The organism is Aeromonas cavernicola, from assembly GCF_002795305.1.
Classification (GTDB): Bacteria; Pseudomonadota; Gammaproteobacteria; order Enterobacterales; family Aeromonadaceae; genus Aeromonas; species Aeromonas cavernicola.
In genome coordinates this window covers 1-17,918 of sequence record NZ_PGGC01000061.1, presented here as the reverse complement: position 1 = coordinate 17,918, position 17,918 = coordinate 1, and the positions used below count along the sequence as shown (strand labels likewise).

The following is a 17,918-nucleotide window of genomic DNA, read 5'->3' as shown; positions in this document are numbered from 1 at the left end:
AGATGTGTATAAGAGACAGGGTAATGCGCAAGGAAGGAGTGGTGCACTGGAAGAAGATATCGGGGTATCACCGTCGTTCTCTGGCAGAAACGGCAAGGTATCGGTTCAAGCAGTTGCTGGCGGAGAAAATCAGTCTGCGAAAATATAACGGTCAGGTGGGAGAAGTCATGGCGTATGTGAGTGCAATCAACAAACTGAACACCCTAGGTCTGCCTATCAGACAGCCCCGAGTGTAGCTGTCACCTAAGACTTGGGAAGTCATGACTTGCTGGCTGATTTGGGCAACAACGCCAATGAGAACACAAACGGGCTTCTACGGCAGTATATCCCGAAGGGAAACATGGGCGTTGTATTTATTACCTTAACGCTCATTCGTTCGGATAGTCTGTTATATTAATCAAAAATAATAGCAGGACTTATATATTCCTACAGCTTATTCCTACAGCTTATTCCTACAGCTTATTCCTACAATAAAGAGCCGATTTAAAATAAATCCCTAAAAATGATAATCTTCAGTAATATTAAATTTCACTTTTAAAGTTGATTACTCCCTGATATAGTACGTGCACCTATTAGACCTCGACAGGTAATAGGCGTGGCGTATGCCATGGCTCTATTTTGGTTTGCGGTGACGCCGAATTACAGCGTCTCGTACGAAAAATAATGTCAAGACCGAAGCGTATAATTTAGATACACGCAGGGTGTTGTTGTAAATATCAATAACAGCAATACCAATTTAACTAAAAATAAGGAAAACAGCATGAAAATCAAAACAATTTCAATGGTAGCTTTTTCAGTACTGGCTCTGAATTCAGCAGCAGCTCTAGCACAAGTTGTGAACGGTGGTACCGTGAAGTTTGAAGGTGAGGTTGTTAACGCAGCCTGTGCAGTAGACGCCGGTTCTTCAAATCAGACTGTTCAGTTAGGTCAGGTTCGTTCCGCTCGCTTAGCTACTTCAGGCAGCACCAGCTCTGCTGTCGGTTTCAATATCCAATTGAACGACTGCGATAGCACCGTTGCTGACCAAGCATCTGTTGCTTTCTCAGGCACTACCGTTAACGCCAACGCCAACGTTCTGGCTCTGCAAAGCTCTGCTGCTGGCGTTGCTAACAACGTTGGCGTACAGATCCTCGACAGAACTGGTACACCATTGGCTTTGAATGGCGCAAGCTTTAGCGCTCCAACTACCTTGAATAATGGTACTAACGTTCTGCCTTTCCAAGCTCGTTATTACGCAACTGGCGCAGCCACTGCCGGTACTGCTAACGCAGAAGCCACCTTCAGCGTGCAGTACAACTAATTCGAACACCGGACAGGGATGTGTTGTGGGCTAGGATGGCCCATTGTTTTGAGTTAGATTGGATTCATCAAGATTCAAGGAGTGAGAAATAATTTAGTTGGCATTGTTGTAGATGGCACAGGTTAGTAATTATCTACACGCCATAATAACGGAGAAAGTATCTATTTCTAGAAGCATTATCGCAGAGTGATGGCTAGTTAATGAAAATAAAAAATATTCATTATATGGTACATAGTCATGACCGCATCTCTTTCTCAGAAAACACCAAATTCTTGTCTATTACGGGCTTATAATACCACGGTCGATTAGTGTGTCGTGGTTTTCTCGATGATAAAAATCCTTGACATCACCCCTAGTAGGCGAAAATTGCGTATAGTTCTTTAGTTATAAATGTGTGATAAAGAAGACCAGCTAACCCCATGGAATACCCCACTGTGCAGATTTAGTGCTTTTATTGTGTGATGGGTTATTTTGGGGGCTGTTTGACGTGCCGAAGACAAGAAACAACAGTGATTACATAGGAGCGAATATGAAAGTGAAACAGAAGAATATCTACGGATTCGTTGCGATCTTATTTATGCTGGCCGTAAGTAGTTATTCGGCTTTGGTGCATGCTGGTGTTTCTCTCGGAGCTACACGAGTTGTCTATCCAGCAGGACAAAAGCAGGTTCAGCTAGGTGTAAGTAACAACGACGACACTAGTACCTATTTGATCCAATCATGGATAGAAAATACTGCTGGCGTGAAAGATGGTCGTTTCGTGATTACACCACCATTGTTCGCCATGCAGGGGAAAAAAGAGAATACCTTGCGCATAATTGATGCGACTAACAACCAACTCCCGAAAGATCGCGAAAGTTTGTTTTGGCTTAATGTTAAGGCAATCCCTTCAACGGATAAATCGAAAGCGAGTGAAAACACCTTACAACTAGCGATCATCAGCCGAATCAAATTTTATTATCGCCCAGCCAATTTAGCGCTTGCTCCTGACCAGGCCGCAGCAAAGCTGACATTTAGTCGCAGTGGCTCATCGTTAACGCTAACCAACCCGACACCTTATTATCTGACGGTCACGGAGCTGACGGCTGGTAATCAAAAGCTAGAAAATGCATTGGTGCCCCCGATGGGAGAGGCCTCGGTCAAGTTGCCAGCAGATGCAGGTAGCAAAATTACTTATCGCACGATTAATGATTATGGTGCATTGACACCAAAGAGAGATGGTGTTTTTCATTAATTAAAATAAGTCCCTTTAATGGACGATTTTCCGCAGTAAATAAGAGCTGACAGCTTGGTGAGTTAAGACTGGATCGATTATGTTACATCTCAAATATAGACTGGGCCTCTTGGGTGCCAGCAGTGCACTTATTCGTCAGTGGACTGTTCTAGGCATTGTGAAACTCCCCGTTGTACTCAGTTTTGTTTTATCAACGGGTTATGCGCATGCTGAACTATATTTTAACCCTCGTTTTTTGTCTGACGACCCAGCTGCAGTTGCGGACCTTTCCGGCTTTGAAAATGGTCAAGAAGTTCCACCTGGTGTATATCGCGTAGATATCTACCTTAATGATGGTTTAGTAGTTACTCGCGATGTCACTTTTAACAGCAGCGAAAAAGACTATGGATTAAGTCCGTGTATCACCCCTAGTCAGCTAACTGATATGGGTGTAAACACAGCAGCTGTCAGTGGCATTGATGCTCTCGCAGCTGATGCTTGTGTACCACTGGCTGACCTTATCAGTGATGCGACGACGCGTTTTGATGTCGGGCAGCAGCGTTTGTACATTACAGTGCCACAGGCTTTTATGACCAATAGCGCGCGCGGTTACATTCCACCCGAGCGATGGGATGACGGCATCAACGCTGGGCTGCTTAATTACAGCTTTACTGGCAACAACGTGCATAGTAATTCCGGTATCAGTAATTCTGCTTGGCTAAGGCTGCAAAGTGGTCTCAACCTAGGCGCGTGGCGTTTACGTGATGGCTCCAACTGGAGTTACAGCTCTGGCGGCGTTGGCTCAAACAGTCAGAGATGGCAGCATGTCAATACTTGGTTGGAGCGAGATGTCGTTCCCTTGCGTGCCCGTGTGATCTTCGGCGATAGTTTTACAAATGGTGATGTTTTTGATGGCATCAATTTCCGCGGGATACAGCTCGCGAGCGACGACAATATGTTGCCGGATAGCCAGAGAGGTTTTGCGCCAGTAGTACGTGGTATTGCACGTGGTACTGCACAAGTATCTATCACGCAGAATGGCTATGAAATTTACCAGAGTACGGTACCACCAGGGCCTTTTACTATTAACGATTTGTATGCCACGGGTAGTGGAGGTGACCTGCAGGTCACTATTAAAGAAAGTGATGGCAGCAGCCAAGTTTTTAACATTCCTTGGTCAACAGTGCCGTTGTTGCAACGTGAAGGCCATACCCGTTATGCACTAACCGCTGGGGAATATCGCAGTGGTAGTGATCAGCATGAGAATCCAAAGTTTCTCCAAGGCAGCGTCTTGCATGGACTGCCCGCTAGCTGGACCTTGTATGGAGGTACTCAGCTTGCTGATCTCTACCGTGCCTTTAATTTTGGCGTAGGTAAGGACATGAACGATTTCGGCGCAGTATCGGTCGATATCACCCAAGCAAGCTCTACGCTGCCCGATGATAGTGAACATCAGGGGCAGTCGATCCGGTTTCTTTATAATAAGTCATTAAACGAGGTCGGGACTAATATCCAACTTGTGGGTTATCGCTATTCTACGAAAGGTTATTATAGCTTCGTCGATACTAGTTACCGCCGTATGAGTGGTTTCGACGTGCAAACTGAGAATGGTGTGGAACATGTAACACCTCCACTCACCAATTACTTCAACCTTGCTTATAACAAACGAGGAAGGGTTCAGCTGAGTTTTACTCAGCAGGTGGGACGTACTGCAACACTTTATTTAAGTGGCAGCCGTCAGACCTATTGGCTGAGCGATAACACGGATCAGCAGTTGCAGGCTGGGTTAAGCACGTCTCTTGGCGACATTAATATCTCACTCAACTACAGCTTAACCAAAAATGATTGGCTGTTAGGACGAGACCAAATGCTGGCGTTCAACGTTAACATTCCTTTCAGTCACTGGTTATCCTCAGACAGTAAGTCGCCATTGAAGTCAGCAAACGCTACCTACAGCATGTCGCACGACCTTAATGGTCGAGTAAGTAATCTGACCGGTCTTTATGGAACCCTGCTTGAAGACAACAACCTGAGTTATAACGTATTGACCGGTTACGCTAACGGCGGTGACGTCGGCAGCAGCAGTACGGGTTTTGCCGGGTTAAACTACCGCGGTGGTTACGGTAACGCTAACGTCAGCTATAGCCATAGCCAAGATGTCAAGCAGGTCAGCTACGGAGTGAGTGGGGGGGTGTTGGCTCACGCTGATGGTTTAACCCTCAGCCAGCCTCTTAATGACACTGTAGTTCTGGTGAAAGCACCAGGCGCAGATGGCGTGAAAGTGGAAAACCAGACTGGGGTGAAAACGGACCATCGTGGTTATGCAGTACTACCTTTCGCTACCGAGTACAGAGAAAACCGAGTTGCGCTTGATACCAATACGCTCGCTCAGAACGTCGATCTTGAAGATGCAGTAACGAATGTGGTGCCTACCCACGGTGCTATTGTTCGGGCAGATTTCACCGCTCATGTAGGTGTCAAATTGTTGCTAACCCTTACTCATGATGACAAGCCAGTTCCTTTCGGCGCTATTGCATCCTCCGATAGCAACCAGAGCGGCAGCATAGTAGCCGATAACGGCCAAGTCTATCTGAATGGGATGCCACTTGAGGGTAATGTGCAGGTTAAATGGGGCGACGGGGCCAATGCTAGCTGTGTAGCAAGCTATCGCTTGCCGGAAGAGAGCTTGCATCAAGATCTCAGTCAGCTATCGGCAGAATGCCGTTGAGGGATACGCGATGATAAATAGATTTAATGCTTTAGGATATTTACTGACATTAGTCTGCGCTAGCTCCTTTGCGGCAGATAGTACTATTACCATCCGAGGACATGTTCGTGACAACGTTTGCGTGGTTGCAAGCGAGTCTAAAGATTTCACTGTTAACCTTATGCGCAACGCTACAAAGCAGTTCCATGCGATTGGTGCTGCTACCCCGTTAGTGCCGTTTCGTATCGTATTGTCGCCCTGTGGTGACTCAGTAAAAGCAGTGAAACTCGGCTTCAGTGGGCCACAAGATAGGGATAACAGTAACCTGTTGAGAATCGATGGAGGTGCTTCAGCTGCTGCAGGTATGGCTGTGCAAATCCTTAATCGGCAGCAAGAGATGTTGCCGATTAATGCGCCTTCATCGTCCATTCAGTGGACGCGATTGACGGCTGGCCAGGCTAACACTCTCGACTTCTATGCTCGCTTGGTGGCAACTCGTGTGCCAGTTACTGCTGGCCGCGTTTACGCCACAGCGACCTTTACCCTTGAATTCGAATAACCGGAGGCTGAGATGAAACAACGATATACAGGATGGCTTCTGGCTAGTGGATTGATGATAAACACTGCTGTGCTGCAGGCTGCTGACATTGACATCACAGTGAATGGCCGAGTGGTAGCTAGGCCGTGTACGGTAGACACCCCCAATGCCACTATCGACTTGGGTGATCTTTATACTTTTGATTTTAGAACGGCGGGTTCTACTTCCACGTGGCACAGTGTCGCGCTGAATTTGAGCAACTGCCCAATAGGTACTTCCCGTGTTGTCGCTACTTTTAGCGGTGCTACGGACAATACTGGCTATTACAGAAACGACGGCACCGCGCGCAATATCCAGCTCGAACTGCAGGACGACAACGGTACGAGGCTTAATAATGGGGCGCGCAAATCAGTCCAAGTTAATGACAGTTCATTGTCGACCCGTTTTCCACTTCGGGTTCGGGCTGTGTCAGTTAATGGTCGACCTAGCGACGGAACTATTCAGGCGGTGATTAATATCACCTACACCTACGCTTGAGCCAAGAGAGTATGTTAATGAGAAAAATCACCGCTCTGCTTACTGCAACGCTGCTGATGGGATGGTCGCTGAACGTTGCGGCTTTCAGCTGTCAAGTTTCCTATACTGGACAATTTATCACAAATGGATCAGCGAACGTTTACGTCAACCTGACGCCGTCTATCGGCGTAGGTCAAAACTTGGTTGTCGACTTATCTTCTTCAATATTCTGCAAAAATGACTCTTACCAAGGTCAAATTATTGATTGGATTAACCTCACTAGCGGCTCTGCGTTTGGTGGGGCGTTAGTTTCGTTTACTGGTAGTGTTGAATGGGCGGGTAATACTTATGGATTGCCGTTGAATGGTAATTCATCTGTGTACACAATCACTCATACAGATTCTCGTGGATTACCATTACGCATCTATCTCAGAGCAATAGGTGCCGCTGGTGGCGTTGTGATTCGGAGTGGCGAACTTATAGCACAACTTCATATGTATAAAATTGCCAGCGATGGAAACCCTAGAAATTTTATTTGGAATATTCACGCAAATAATAATGTCGTCGTTCCAACAGGTGGCTGCGATGTATCCGCCCGTAATGTGACGGTTACCCTGCCTGACTACCCAGGCTCAGTGGCGGTGCCAGTGAGCGTTTATTGTGCTCAAAACCAGCGGCTCAGCTACTATCTGACGGGTACTACCTTTGGTGGCGATAATTCTATTTTTGTCAATACTGCGTCAGGTTCACCCGCACAAGGAATTGGCGTACAGATGAGGCGAAACGGTACAGCTATCCGAGCTAACAATAATGTTTCATTAGGAACAGTCGGTAGCTCAGCCGTAAACTTAGGTTTGACCGCCACTTATGCACGCACCAGTGGCCAAGTGACCGCAGGTAATGTTCAATCCATTATTGGGGTAACGTTTACTTACCAGTAAGCTCAGTGTTTAGTCCATTACTGTTGTAAATAAATGACAGAAAGGCGGCATACTAGATACGTCTGAAATAAGCCGATCTATTTTCAGTTAGCGTTACGTCGCACCCCCGATATATCAAATCGGGGGTTTTTTATTTAACGGCCAAATGTGGTTGACTCTGTTTATTAATATCTACTGCCTGTCTATTTATAGCGAGCACGTTATTACGGTAGCTAAGCCCGTATTGCAACCTTGTGCTGATGTTAAGACAAACGTTTTTCTGGCCGGCCTTGTTATCTCGGGCTGCATAATTTAAATCCTGCGACTTTTCGCGTCGGCAGATTGTGCTAAAATCGCGCCCCTCTTCATCCCCAGAACGCAGATGATCGCCATGAAATTTCCCGGCCAGCGCAAGTCCAAACACTATTTTCCCGTGGACAGACGTGACCCCCTTATCCCGCAACATCCCTTACTAACGGAATTAGAAAAAGCCTACGTCGTGGGGATAGATCAGACCTTGGTGGACATTGAAGCCCATGTCGATGATGGGTTTTTGCGTAAATATGGCTTGAGTAAGGGCCATTCCGTGGTGATCACCGACGACATCGCCGAACAGATCTACCAAGAGCTGAAAACGCACAACATGGTGGTGAGTGAATTCGCGGGTGGCACTATTGGCAATACCATGCACAACTACTCGGTATTAGCGGATTCTCACTCCATTTTATTGGGGGTGATGAGCCAAGATATCCGCATTGGTAGTTACGCCTATCGCTATCTATGCAACACCTCTTCACGGGTGAACCTCGATTACCTGCAACCGGTAGCTGGCCCCATCGGCCGCTGTTTTACCTTTATCACGGAGTGTGGTGAACGCAGTTTTGGCATTAATGCGGGCAAGATGAACCAGCTCGATGTGTCCCATATACCAGAGGAGGTGATCAAAGGCGCCTCAGCCTTGGTCATTACCGCTTATTTAGTGCGTGGTGATGATGGCGACCCGATGAAAGAGGCGGCGATGAAAGCGGTACGCCATGCCCGTGCTGCGGGGGTACCGGTGGTGTTAACCTTGGGGACTCGTTTTGTGATTGCAGATAACCCTGAGTGGTGGCGTGACTTCATTGCCCAAAACGTGACCGTCTTGGCCATGAACGAGGACGAAGCAGAGGCCTTGACCGGGATTGCCGATCCCCTCGGTGCTGCAGATAAGGCCCTCGATTGGGCTGATATGGTGCTCTGCACGGCTGGCCCTGTTGGCCTCTATATGGCCAGTTATACCGATGAAGATTACAAGCGCGAAACCACCCATACCCTACTACCTGGGGTGATCCCCGAATTTAATATGTATGAGTTCAGCCGTCCCATGGCGCGAGCCAAATGCCGCAGGCCAGCGCGCATCTACTCTCATATTTCTCCTTATATGGGTGGGCCTGAAAAGATCAAGAATACCAATGGGGCTGGCGATGGCGCGCTCTCTGCTGTGCTGCACGACATGGTGGCTAACGCCTATCATCGGATGAATGTGCCCAATTCAGCCAAGCACCTCTGTGAGTTTTTGACCTACTCCTCGTTGGCTCAGGTTTGCAAATATGCCAATCGGGTGAGTTATGAAGTGCTGGCGCAAAGTAGCCCGCGGCTTTCCCGAGGCTTACCCGAAAAAGAAGATAGTTTGGAAGAGGTATACTGGGAGCGCTGATCCTGCTTCGCAATCTCTGTTTAGGCGCGGCTGTCAGCGGTAAATCATGGTTTTTACGGCTTTTTTTGGTGATCACGAGCAAGATGCTTGAGTCGGTATCACTTTTACGACACCATTTAATGACCTGACTGCCGTTTGGCAGCACCTGCCAGTAAGAGAGAGTCCCATGAGCATGTTAACTGACAACCTTGACGCCAATTTCCAACTGTTTATCGAACAAGTCCGCGAGTCGGGTCAGGTGTGGGGGTTACGGTACGGGGAAGACTGGGTCGTGTGCCGATCTGCTGAATTTGAGGATGCCGACGTGATGCCACTCTGGTCTGCCGAACTCGATGCTCGGCAGCACTGTGTGGAAGAGTGGGCCGACTATGAGCCAGCAGCGATTGAATTAGAAGAGTTTCTTGATATCTGGATCAATGATCTGGATGACGATGACGTGTTAGTTGGCCCAAATTGGAATGCTGAGTTAGAAGGGCATGAATTAGAGCCTATCGAGTTGGCGAAAGCACTGGTGGAGCTCGATGCCTGATCCGGCCTGAGCCCATTTGTTTGGCTACGCAACCCCCTGCTTCGCAGGGGGTTGTTGCTTTTGGGGCAGGTGAACCAAGACGACGGGGAGCGCTGAGCGCGGTTACAGAGCCAAAAAGCCCAAGATCAGAATGGGGCCGAGTAGGCTCAAAATAAAACCTGAGACAATCGCCACCGGCACGACGGTAATCCCGCCCGAGCGCTGGATCACGGGCAGGGTAAAGTCCAGCGCGGTAGCGCCACCATAACCAATGGCGGCCGAGGGATGGCGGCGCATCAGCAGCGGGATGAGCAAAATGGCGATGAGCTCACGTCCCAGATCGTTGATAAAGGCGGCCGCTCCCAAGATCGGCCCTAGTTTATCGGCCACCAGAATACCGGAGAGGGAATACCAGCCAAAACTGGAGCCGAGCGCCAGCCCGTGGGTGAGCGGGATCCCCAACAGCTGAGCTGCTAGCAGTGCGCCAACCCAGCTGCTGAGGACCACGGTCAGGGCTATTTTCATCCCCCAAGGGTTGAGTAAGATCTGGCGGAGCCGCATCCCGGAGTTGCGCATTTGCACCCCAATGAGCAATAACAGCAACATCAGCGCCCACTCGCCCAGTTTATCGATGGGTAAGCTGTGTAGATTGACAACTAGCCCGAGTGATAGCCCCCCTAACACCACAAAACAGAGGCGCAGCGACTCCCACGCCAGCTGTAATTTGCTCGGCATCTTGCTATCACTGGCTTCGTGGGTGGGGGGCGAGCGCTGGTCCAGCCACCAGAGTGCCAAGAGATTACTCAAGGTGATAGCGCCAAACATCACGCCCGCTACGTGGGCGATCATGGCAAGATGGCTGCTGAGGTTCTCAACATAGGCCAGCCCCAGCCCCATCAGGAAGAGGATAAGGTAGACCATCTTGCCCAGCGCCTGATTGACCAGCCGAGTCAGGCGGGCAGAGGAGAGGGGGATCAGATAACCGATTAACAGTGGTAATAGGATCAGTAACACATTCAGCAACATCGACGTCTCGAACATCCAGATGGGGAAAAGCGGCACTTTAACATTACTGCTGTGAGCAATGGCACATCTCTCACCCTTTTTACTTGCATCAGACCACGCCCCAGCCGCGGCAGCCGTCCGGTGAGAGCAATGTAGATCCATTTGGCGCACGGCGCAGGATCGGCCGACCGCATATGTTTGCATCACGTTTGCCGCGCCATATGGTGGAATTTGCTTGCTACAGCAGCCATACGCGTATAAAACAGCGGTACGTTTCAAGACTAATTAGTCAGTTTTATGCAAATTAAATGCTATAAAATACTAAGTTAATCGATGTTGGTAGCGATTAATTCTCAGCTTCACGGGGTCAGTGTTGTGTTCACACTGGCTGAATGCTATTTTCGCTAACAGCCACCACTTGTTGTTTTTTTGTTAATTTTGGTGGGTTAGCCAATCTCACTCTCTAAGGACAGATAAGGTTGTAATGGATGAGCAACGTAGCCGCATTGGAAGTGCGTGGTTTGCACAAGTATTTCGGCAGCCATGAAGTGCTCAAGGGCATTAATATGACCGCCCACAAAGGGGATGTGATCTCCTTGATTGGCTCCTCTGGATCGGGCAAATCCACCTTTCTTCGCTGTATTAACCTGCTTGAAATCCCCTCATCGGGCACTGTTGCGCTTCATGGCGAAGTGATTGGTATGAAAACCAGTCGTACCGGTGAGCGATTGCCAGAGGATATGCGCCAAGTGGAGCGGATCCGTAGCCGACTGGCCATGGTGTTTCAAAGTTTCAACCTGTGGTCACACATGACCATTCTACAAAACCTCATTGAAGTGCCCATTCAGGTGCTCAAGGTGCCCCGTGCCGAGGCGGTGACCAAGGCCGAGCAGCTGCTCAACCGGGTGGGGCTGTGGGAGCGGCGCGACTACTACCCAGGCCACCTCTCCGGTGGTCAGCAACAGCGTGCTGCTATTGCCCGCGCCTTGGCAGTAGAGCCCGAGGTGATGTTGTTTGACGAGCCGACATCTGCACTTGATCCCGAGTTGGTCGGGGAAGTGCTCACCTTGATGCGCGAGTTGGCCGAAGAGGGGCGCACCATGTTGGTGGTCACCCATGAGATGTCGTTTGCTCGTGATGTATCGAACAAGGTAATGTTCTTACATCAGGGGCGGGTCGAGGAGGAGGGTAACCCCAAGGAGATGTTTGCCCATCCCACCTCTGAGCGATTCAAGCAATTTATCTCGTCCATCTACTGATGGGGGAGGGTCGGTCTGAGATGTTCAATGAGTTATCAAGGAGAGATATATGAACAAGCTGATACTAGTGACAGCGATCGTCACAGCGGTGACATCCGGTAATGTGGTAGCCAAGGAGTGGAAAGAGATCCGCATTGGGGTCGAAGGCGCCTATCCCCCTTTCTCTTGGACTGAAGCCAGTGGTGAAGTGAAAGGTTTTGACATCGACATCGCCAATGCCCTGTGTGAAGAGATGAAGGCCAAATGCACCCTGATCAAGCAAGATTGGGATGGCATTATTCCGGCGCTGCTGTCGCGCAAGTTTGACGCCATCATTGCCACCATGGACATCACCGAAGAGCGTAAGAACAAGGTGGACTTCACCCAGAAGTACCAGCATATACCGGCCCGCTTTGCCGCCAAGAAAGGCACCGAGGTGCAACTCGACAAAGCCTTTATGGAAGGCAAGTCGGTCGCGGTGCAGCGCGCTACCTCCATGGATACCTTTATTACCGATAACTTCCCCAATGCCACCATCAAACGTTATGGCACCGCGGATGAAGCCTACCTCGATCTCAAATCTGGTCGCGTGGACTATGTACTGGCCGACTCTGCCGCCATCAACGATGGCCTGCTGAAGAAAGAGGGCGGAGATCAATTTGAGTTTGTCGGCCCCGCATTGACCGATCCTAAGTGGTTTGGCCAAGGGGCGGGTATTGCGGTGCGCAAAACGGATAGCGATCTCAAAGCGCAGTTCAATGTGGCGATCCAAGCACTACGGGCCAACGGCAAGTACAAGGCGATCAACGACAAGTATTTTGAGTTTGATGTGTACGGCGAGTGACAACGGCCGCGTTGAGGTCGGCAAAACACAATCCTCCTTGCTCAACGTCGCGGATGGGGTGGGCCAAAGCGCTGACCACTTAAGGCTAATCGGTTGACCCCGTTCGTCGTCATTGGGCCCGTTACCCCTCGGTGTGACGGGCCCATTTAATTACTGCTGGCGGGTGTTGGATGTAACAGGTAGCCACCTCGCGGGAGCGCGGGGGTGTTGGCACCATGGCGATGGATCGGCTTATGTTTGATTTAAAAGGGTATGAGGCCTCCTTATTGGAGGGGGCGTGGGTGACACTGGAGGTGGCGCTGGCCTCGTTGCTGCTGGCGCTCTTGCTCGGCATGTTGGGGGCGTTGGCTAAACTCTCCCCCTACCCGTGGGCCCGTGCGCTGGCCACGCTCTACACCACCCTTGTGCGTGGCATCCCAGACTTGGTATTGATGATGCTGCTGTTTTTTGGTGGGCAGCTGTTTATCAACTACCTGTGCAGCTGGGTGAATGAGCATTACAACCGCTATTTGCTGGCCAGTGATCCCAATCAGGAGTGGGTCTCATTGTTGCCAGACTACATCGATATCAGCCCTTTTGTGGCTGGGGTGGCAACCATTGGTTTTATCTTTGGCGCTTACATGGCGGAAACCTTTCGCGGTGCCATATTGGCAGTGGATAAAGGAGAGTTAGAAGCCGCGCGTGCGTTTGGCATGCGGCCTGGTCAGCTGTTTATCCGCATCTTATTGCCCCAGATGATGCGCCATGCCCTGCCGGGGTTTGGCAACAACTGGCTGGTGCTGCTGAAAACTACCGCGCTGGTCTCGATCATCGGGCTTGATGATATGGTGCGCAAAGCCTCCTTGGCGGCGGGGTCGACTCAGCAGCCTTTCACCTTCTACATGGCAGTGGCGCTGATCTTCCTGATCTTCACTGCGGTCTCGACCTCGTTGCTCAAGTGGGCCGAGCGCCATTACGCCATCAAGACGAGGTAAGCCATGGATTTCTCAATCATTCTCAAAGAGTGGCCCACCTATTGGGAGGGGCTCTATACCACCGTCTGGCTGGTGGCGGTCTCGCTGATCCTTGGGCTGATGCTGGCGGTGCCCATGGGCATCCTGCGCAACAGCCGTAACTGGCTGATCAAGGGGCCGATCTGGGCCTATATCTACTTCTTTCGCGGTACCCCGCTGCTGGTGCAGCTCTTTATCATCTACTATGGCGCCGCTCAGTGGGAGTGGCTGAAAAACAGCGCTGCTTGGTCGCTGTTCGCCGAGGCTTGGTTCTGCGCCCTGCTGGCTTTCACCCTCAACACCGGCGCCTATACCGCCGAGATTGTGCGCGGGGCGGTGCACAACATGTCGCGCGGCCAGATTGAGGCGGCCCACGCCTTTGGCATGACCCGCTGGCAGACCCTGACCCGGATCATTTTACCCAACTCGTTTCGTCGGGCACTGCCGGCATACAGCAATGAGGTGATCTTTATGCTGCAGGGCTCGGCGGTGGCGGGCATCATCACCATCGTCGATTTGACCGGCGCGGCGCGGATCATCAACTCCCGCTACTACAGTCCGTTCGAGGCATTTTTGACCGCGGGGCTGCTCTATATGTTGCTCACCTTTGTCATCGTCTGGCTGTTCAAGAAGTGGGAAGCGCGCTGGCACGCCCACCTGCGTCCGCGCAATGTGTAAGGGTTGATCTGCCAAGATGGCCCCGCCTGTTGCAGGTGGGGCCATTTTTCATCTGCCCGCTCGGTTTGCCAAATGGCGGCCGAGCAGGGAGAATGCAGCGTCGCCATGTGGCAGCCCGCTGATGACTGCTAGCTCTCCCTATTTTCCCGAGGCCGTATGTACCGAATATTGTTTGAACACCCCGATTTTTTGGTTCTCGACAAGCTGCCTGGCATCGGTATGCACGATGAGCAGGTGGGGGAGCAGGGCATTGCGCGGGGGTTAGTCAATCGGGTCAAGGCTGACACTGGGCTCACTCTCTATCCGGTGCACCGGCTCGACAAGATGACCTCCGGGCTGGTGTTGCTGGCCCGCACCACCGAAGCGAACCGCGCGCTGAGCATGGCCTTTGCGGCCCGCGAGGTGAGCAAGCAGTATCTGGCGCTCTCCGATCGCAAACCCAAGAAGAAGCAGGGCTGGGTGAAAGGGGATATGCAAAAGGGGCGCGGCGGCAACTGGCTGCTGGCGCGCACGCTGGATAACCCCGCCATCAGCTGGTTCGATTCGGTGGCAGTGCGCGAGGGGCTGCGGCTCTATCGCATCAAGCCCCAAACTGGCAAGACCCACCAGATCCGGGTTGCCCTCAAAAGCATCGGCGCGCCTATTTTGGGGGATGAGCGTTATGGCGGTACGCCAGCTGATCGCGGCTATCTGCACGCTTGGCGGCTTAGCTTCACCCTTGCGGGGGAACCGTTTGAACTGGCCTGCCCGCCCGCTGTGGGGAGTGAGTTTGCCACCCCAGAGCTCACCGCCGCCATCACGACCCTTACGCTCTGAGCGACCGCCTACCCGATCTGTCGCTGCTGGGTTGGCGGAGCAGGCATGGTTGATCTGGTATGAGTGAGTAGGTATGGGTGAGTAGGGATAGCCGAGCAAACCGATCCTAGCGCGACCGCAAAACGCCCTTACCAGTCCCATCTGACATCCGCTCCATCTGATGGTCAAGCGCTGGCAGCTGTAAGGAAAAGCTGACAGTAGGGCGGGTCGTGATAGGTTGATCCGCAAGGCAGCGGCGTCAATGTCACCATCTATTTACATCTTTTGTTCGCTAAGCCCGCACAATTATCTGCGGCCTGCCTCTTCTCTTCCTGCTCCGCCGTGCTTCTAATGAAACAAGTCATTAACACTTGCTGTGCCTCGTCGCCCAGCAATTGGCTGTCACCGAATCAAGAGCAAGGAGCGCCCAATGAATGCCACCTCATCGACCACCCAGACCATCAACCCGTTAGGGACGGACGGCTTCGAGTTTGTCGAATACACCGCCCCCGATGCCAACGGCATTGCCGCCCTCAAGCAGCTATTTATCTCACTCGGGTTTGCCGAGGTAGCGCAGCACAAGCACAAACAGTGCTGGCTTTATCGGCAGGGGGACATCAACTTCGTGGTCAATGCCGAACCCCACTCGCAGGCGGAGCAGTTTGCCAGAGCCCACGGGCCGAGCGTCTGCGGCATGGCCTTTCGGGTCAGCGATGCGGGCAAGGCCCAGCAGTTCGCCATCGCTAAGGGGGCCAAGCCCTTTGTCGGCAAGATTGGCCCGATGGAGCTCAATATTCCCGCTATCTATGGTATTGGCGAGAGCACTCTCTCCTTTGTCGACCGCTATGGCGACAAGGGCTCCATCTATGACGTGGATTTTGTCTTTTATGCCGATTGGCAGGCCCGGATGGCGGAGGTGGATGCCGGTCTCATCGAGATCGATCACCTGACCCACAACGTGCAGCGCGGCAACATGAATGTGTGGTCCAACTTTTACGAGCGGATCGGCAACTTCCGTGAAATTCGCTACTTCGATATCGAGGGCAAATTGACCGGGCTGCATTCTCGTGCCATGACCGCCCCCTGCGGCAAGATCCGCATCCCTATCAACGAGTCGGCGGATGACAAGTCGCAGATCGAGGAGTACCTGCGCCAGTACAAGGGGGAGGGGATCCAGCACATCGCCATGGCCTCCAGCGATATCTACCACACTATCCGCACCCTGCGCAGCCGTGGCACCGGTTTTATGCCGACGCCAGACACCTACTATGAGCAGGTGAACCGCCGGGTCGAGGGACATCAGGAGGATCTGGCAGCCCTCAAAGCGCTGCGTATCCTCATCGACGGCTCCCCCACCCAGGATGGCATCCTGCTGCAGATCTTTACTGATACCGTGATCGGCCCGGTCTTCTTCGAGATCATTCAGCGCAAGGGCAACCAAGGGTTTGGTGAGGGCAATTTCAAGGCGCTGTTTGAATCTATCGAGCTGGACCAGATCCGCCGCGGCGTGCTGGATGGCGGTGAGGATGACAAGGGTGCCGGCAAAGAGGGGGCGAGCGATGCGTAACTGGATTCATTTTCCCCATCGGGAGGGGACCCACTCCCGACAGGCTCATGCCGATCTGCCTGAACAGGCGATCTATGAGCGCGAACTGGGGCGCAGCGGCTTTTTCGGCCCGGCTACCCACATGCACCACAAGCATGCCCCCACCGACTGGAGCAGTTGGGAGGGGCCGCTGCGGCCACGGCTGTTTGACCTCAATGCCCTGCAAGAGGAGGTGAGTTCACTCTCCCCCTGGGGGGCCCCCGACATTCTCAGCAACCCCCACTGCCGCTATCGGATCTGGCGGCTATCCGAGGCGATGCCGTTTCTGGTGCGTAATGCTGACGGCGACGAGCTGCTGTTTATCCACGAGGGGGGCGGCGAGTTCTTCTGCGATTACGGCCATCTGACTCTGCGGGACGGCGACTACGTGGTGATCCCCCGCGGCACCATGTGGCGCATCGAGCCGACGGTGCCCCTGTTCATCCTGATGATCGAGGCGACCAACGACAGCTATCAGCTGCCGGACAAGGGGCTGGTGGGCAATCACGCCATCTTCGATCCGGCAGCGCTCGATGTGCCCGCCATCAACGAGCGCTTTTTGGCGCAGCAAGATGAAAATCCTTGGTCGCTGCAGGTCAAACGCCACGACGAGATTAGTGTCATCACATGGCCGTTCAACCCGCTGGATGCACAAGGGTGGCACGGCGACTTGTGCGTGGTGCGCCTCAACTGGCGGGATATCCGGCCGCTGATGAGCCACCGCTACCATCTGCCGCCATCGGCCCACTCCACCTTTGTGGCGAGCCGCTTCGTGATTTGTACCTTCGTGCCGCGCCCCATCGAGAGCGATCCCGGCGCCCTCAAGGTGCCCTTCTACCACAGCAACGACGATTATGACGAAGTGCTCTTTTACCACGCTGGGGACTTCTTTAGCCGGGACAACATCGAGCGGGGTATGGTCACTTTCCACCCCGCTGGCTTCACCCATGGCCCCCATCCCAAGGCGTTTGCGGCGGGGCAGGCCTATGCCAAGAAGTTCACCGACGAGGTGGCGGTGATGCTCGATACCCGCGATGCGCTGAACGTCGGCAGTCTGTGCGAGGGGATCGAGAACACCCAGTATGTCTCTAGTTGGCAGCGCCTGGACGCGGCTGCCGACAAATAAGGAATCGCTTATGAAATTGGCAACATTGAACAATGGCAAGCGCGATGGCGCGTTGGTGGTGGTGAGCCGGGATCTGACCCGGGCTGTGCGGGTGAGCGAGATAGCCCCGACTTTGCAGGGTGCCCTCGATGAGTGGGCCGAGGTTGCCCCCAGGCTGGAGGCTGTCTATCAGCAGCTTAACGAGGGCCGCGTGGCCGAGGCGTTTGCCTTTGATGAGGCGGCTTGCCTCTCTCCGCTGCCGCGCGCCTACCAGTGGG

General features: G+C 52.3%; 16 protein-coding genes and 2 pseudogenes. 17 read left to right on the top strand and 1 reads right to left on the bottom strand.

The genetic code is table 11. The annotated features are described in order from the left end of the window. The 9 genes and pseudogenes from CUC53_RS07095 to CUC53_RS07055 form a co-directional block, all read left to right on the top strand. A pseudogene (locus tag CUC53_RS07095) lies at positions 1-236 on the top strand (IS5/IS1182 family transposase); the annotation flags it as partial. Between the two features lie 524 nt (positions 237-760). Continuing rightward, positions 761-1,300 carry a type 1 fimbrial major subunit FimA gene (gene fimA, locus CUC53_RS07090; protein ID WP_100293511.1) on the top strand — a complete coding sequence of 180 codons (540 nt, stop codon included), beginning with the start codon at positions 761-763 and terminating at the stop codon, positions 1,298-1,300. A gap of 529 nt (positions 1,301-1,829) precedes the next feature. After that, positions 1,830-2,534 carry a fimbria/pilus periplasmic chaperone gene (locus CUC53_RS07085; protein ID WP_100293510.1) on the top strand — a complete coding sequence of 235 codons (705 nt, stop codon included), beginning with the start codon at positions 1,830-1,832 and terminating at the stop codon, positions 2,532-2,534. 79 nt (positions 2,535-2,613) lie between these two features. After that, positions 2,614-5,241, top strand: a complete 2,628-nt coding sequence (locus tag CUC53_RS07080; protein ID WP_100293509.1) for a fimbrial biogenesis usher protein — start codon at positions 2,614-2,616, stop codon at positions 5,239-5,241. Between the two features lie 10 nt (positions 5,242-5,251). Further along, complete coding sequence (gene fimF / locus CUC53_RS07075; RefSeq protein ID WP_100293508.1) at positions 5,252-5,779, top strand: type 1 fimbrial adaptor subunit FimF; 528 nt, start codon at positions 5,252-5,254, stop codon at positions 5,777-5,779. 12 nt (positions 5,780-5,791) lie between these two features. After that, positions 5,792-6,295: a type 1 fimbrial minor subunit FimG gene (gene fimG, locus CUC53_RS07070; RefSeq protein ID WP_100293507.1), complete on the top strand. Its 504-nt coding sequence runs from the start codon at positions 5,792-5,794 to the stop codon at positions 6,293-6,295. Between the two features lie 17 nt (positions 6,296-6,312). Beyond that, complete coding sequence (locus tag CUC53_RS07065) at positions 6,313-7,215, top strand: fimbrial protein (RefSeq protein ID WP_100293506.1); 903 nt, start codon at positions 6,313-6,315, stop codon at positions 7,213-7,215. Between the two features lie 370 nt (positions 7,216-7,585). Further along, the gene (locus CUC53_RS07060; RefSeq protein WP_100293512.1) at positions 7,586-8,890 is read left to right on the top strand and encodes an inosine/guanosine kinase; all 1,305 of its coding nucleotides are present in this window, start codon (positions 7,586-7,588) and stop codon (positions 8,888-8,890) included. Positions 8,891-9,056: 166 nt separating this feature from the next. Further along, positions 9,057-9,419 carry a DUF2750 domain-containing protein gene (locus CUC53_RS07055; protein ID WP_100293505.1) on the top strand — a complete coding sequence of 121 codons (363 nt, stop codon included), beginning with the start codon at positions 9,057-9,059 and terminating at the stop codon, positions 9,417-9,419. A 102-nt stretch (positions 9,420-9,521) separates the two neighbouring features. Here CUC53_RS07055 and CUC53_RS07050 read toward each other — a convergent pair whose 3' ends face one another. Beyond that, positions 9,522-10,424 (bottom strand): LysO family transporter, encoded by a 903-nt coding sequence (locus CUC53_RS07050; RefSeq protein WP_100293504.1) that lies wholly within the window; start codon positions 10,422-10,424, stop codon positions 9,522-9,524. A 467-nt stretch (positions 10,425-10,891) separates the two neighbouring features. On the opposite strand from CUC53_RS07050, the gene CUC53_RS07045 reads away from it, so the two are divergent. The 8 genes and pseudogenes from CUC53_RS07045 to CUC53_RS07010 all read left to right on the top strand — a co-directional run. After that, on the top strand, positions 10,892-11,662 hold the full coding sequence (locus tag CUC53_RS07045; protein WP_100293503.1) for an ABC transporter ATP-binding protein: 771 nt from the start codon (positions 10,892-10,894) through the stop codon (positions 11,660-11,662). Between the two features lie 49 nt (positions 11,663-11,711). Beyond that, on the top strand, positions 11,712-12,485 hold the full coding sequence (locus tag CUC53_RS07040) for an ABC transporter substrate-binding protein (RefSeq protein WP_100293502.1): 774 nt from the start codon (positions 11,712-11,714) through the stop codon (positions 12,483-12,485). Between the two features lie 233 nt (positions 12,486-12,718). Next, the gene (locus CUC53_RS07035) at positions 12,719-13,459 is read left to right on the top strand and encodes an ABC transporter permease (RefSeq protein WP_100293501.1); all 741 of its coding nucleotides are present in this window, start codon (positions 12,719-12,721) and stop codon (positions 13,457-13,459) included. Positions 13,460-13,462: 3 nt separating this feature from the next. Continuing rightward, a complete protein-coding gene (locus tag CUC53_RS07030; RefSeq protein WP_100293500.1) occupies positions 13,463-14,155 on the top strand; it encodes an ABC transporter permease in 693 nt (230 codons plus the stop codon). A gap of 156 nt (positions 14,156-14,311) precedes the next feature. Next, positions 14,312-14,971, top strand: coding sequence for a TIGR01621 family pseudouridine synthase (locus CUC53_RS07025; RefSeq protein WP_100293499.1), 660 nt, complete (start codon positions 14,312-14,314; stop codon positions 14,969-14,971). A 409-nt stretch (positions 14,972-15,380) separates the two neighbouring features. Then, positions 15,381-16,517: a 4-hydroxyphenylpyruvate dioxygenase gene (gene hppD, locus CUC53_RS07020; protein WP_100293498.1), complete on the top strand. Its 1,137-nt coding sequence runs from the start codon at positions 15,381-15,383 to the stop codon at positions 16,515-16,517. Beyond that, on the top strand, positions 16,510-17,661 hold the full coding sequence (locus CUC53_RS07015; protein ID WP_100293497.1) for a homogentisate 1,2-dioxygenase: 1,152 nt from the start codon (positions 16,510-16,512) through the stop codon (positions 17,659-17,661). Before hppD ends, CUC53_RS07015 begins: the two co-directional genes overlap by 8 nt. Positions 17,662-17,671: 10 nt before the next feature. Further along, positions 17,672-17,918 (top strand): annotated as a pseudogene (locus CUC53_RS07010) (fumarylacetoacetate hydrolase family protein); the annotation flags it as partial.

What these genes read in the sequence shown, in the direction of transcription:
- CUC53_RS07035 (WP_100293501.1), top strand. Translation starts at nt 12,719, where the DNA reads ATGTTTGATTTAAAAGGGTATGAGGCCTCCTTATTGGAGGGGGCGTGG.
- CUC53_RS07030 (WP_100293500.1), top strand. Translation starts at nt 13,463, where the DNA reads ATGGATTTCTCAATCATTCTCAAAGAGTGGCCCACCTATTGGGAGGGG.
- CUC53_RS07025 (WP_100293499.1), top strand. Translation starts at nt 14,312, where the DNA reads ATGTACCGAATATTGTTTGAACACCCCGATTTTTTGGTTCTCGACAAG.
- fimG (WP_100293507.1), top strand. Translation starts at nt 5,792, where the DNA reads ATGAAACAACGATATACAGGATGGCTTCTGGCTAGTGGATTGATGATA.
- CUC53_RS07040 (WP_100293502.1), top strand. Translation starts at nt 11,712, where the DNA reads ATGAACAAGCTGATACTAGTGACAGCGATCGTCACAGCGGTGACATCC.
- hppD (WP_100293498.1), top strand. Translation starts at nt 15,381, where the DNA reads ATGAATGCCACCTCATCGACCACCCAGACCATCAACCCGTTAGGGACG.
- fimF (WP_100293508.1), top strand. Translation starts at nt 5,252, where the DNA reads ATGATAAATAGATTTAATGCTTTAGGATATTTACTGACATTAGTCTGC.
- CUC53_RS07085 (WP_100293510.1), top strand. Translation starts at nt 1,830, where the DNA reads ATGAAAGTGAAACAGAAGAATATCTACGGATTCGTTGCGATCTTATTT.
- CUC53_RS07055 (WP_100293505.1), top strand. Translation starts at nt 9,057, where the DNA reads ATGAGCATGTTAACTGACAACCTTGACGCCAATTTCCAACTGTTTATC.
- CUC53_RS07065 (WP_100293506.1), top strand. Translation starts at nt 6,313, where the DNA reads ATGAGAAAAATCACCGCTCTGCTTACTGCAACGCTGCTGATGGGATGG.
- CUC53_RS07045 (WP_100293503.1), top strand. Translation starts at nt 10,892, where the DNA reads ATGAGCAACGTAGCCGCATTGGAAGTGCGTGGTTTGCACAAGTATTTC.
- CUC53_RS07050 (WP_100293504.1), bottom strand. Translation starts at nt 10,424, where the DNA reads ATGTTGCTGAATGTGTTACTGATCCTATTACCACTGTTAATCGGTTAT.
- CUC53_RS07015 (WP_100293497.1), top strand. Translation starts at nt 16,510, where the DNA reads ATGCGTAACTGGATTCATTTTCCCCATCGGGAGGGGACCCACTCCCGA.
- CUC53_RS07080 (WP_100293509.1), top strand. Translation starts at nt 2,614, where the DNA reads ATGTTACATCTCAAATATAGACTGGGCCTCTTGGGTGCCAGCAGTGCA.
- CUC53_RS07060 (WP_100293512.1), top strand. Translation starts at nt 7,586, where the DNA reads ATGAAATTTCCCGGCCAGCGCAAGTCCAAACACTATTTTCCCGTGGAC.
- fimA (WP_100293511.1), top strand. Translation starts at nt 761, where the DNA reads ATGAAAATCAAAACAATTTCAATGGTAGCTTTTTCAGTACTGGCTCTG.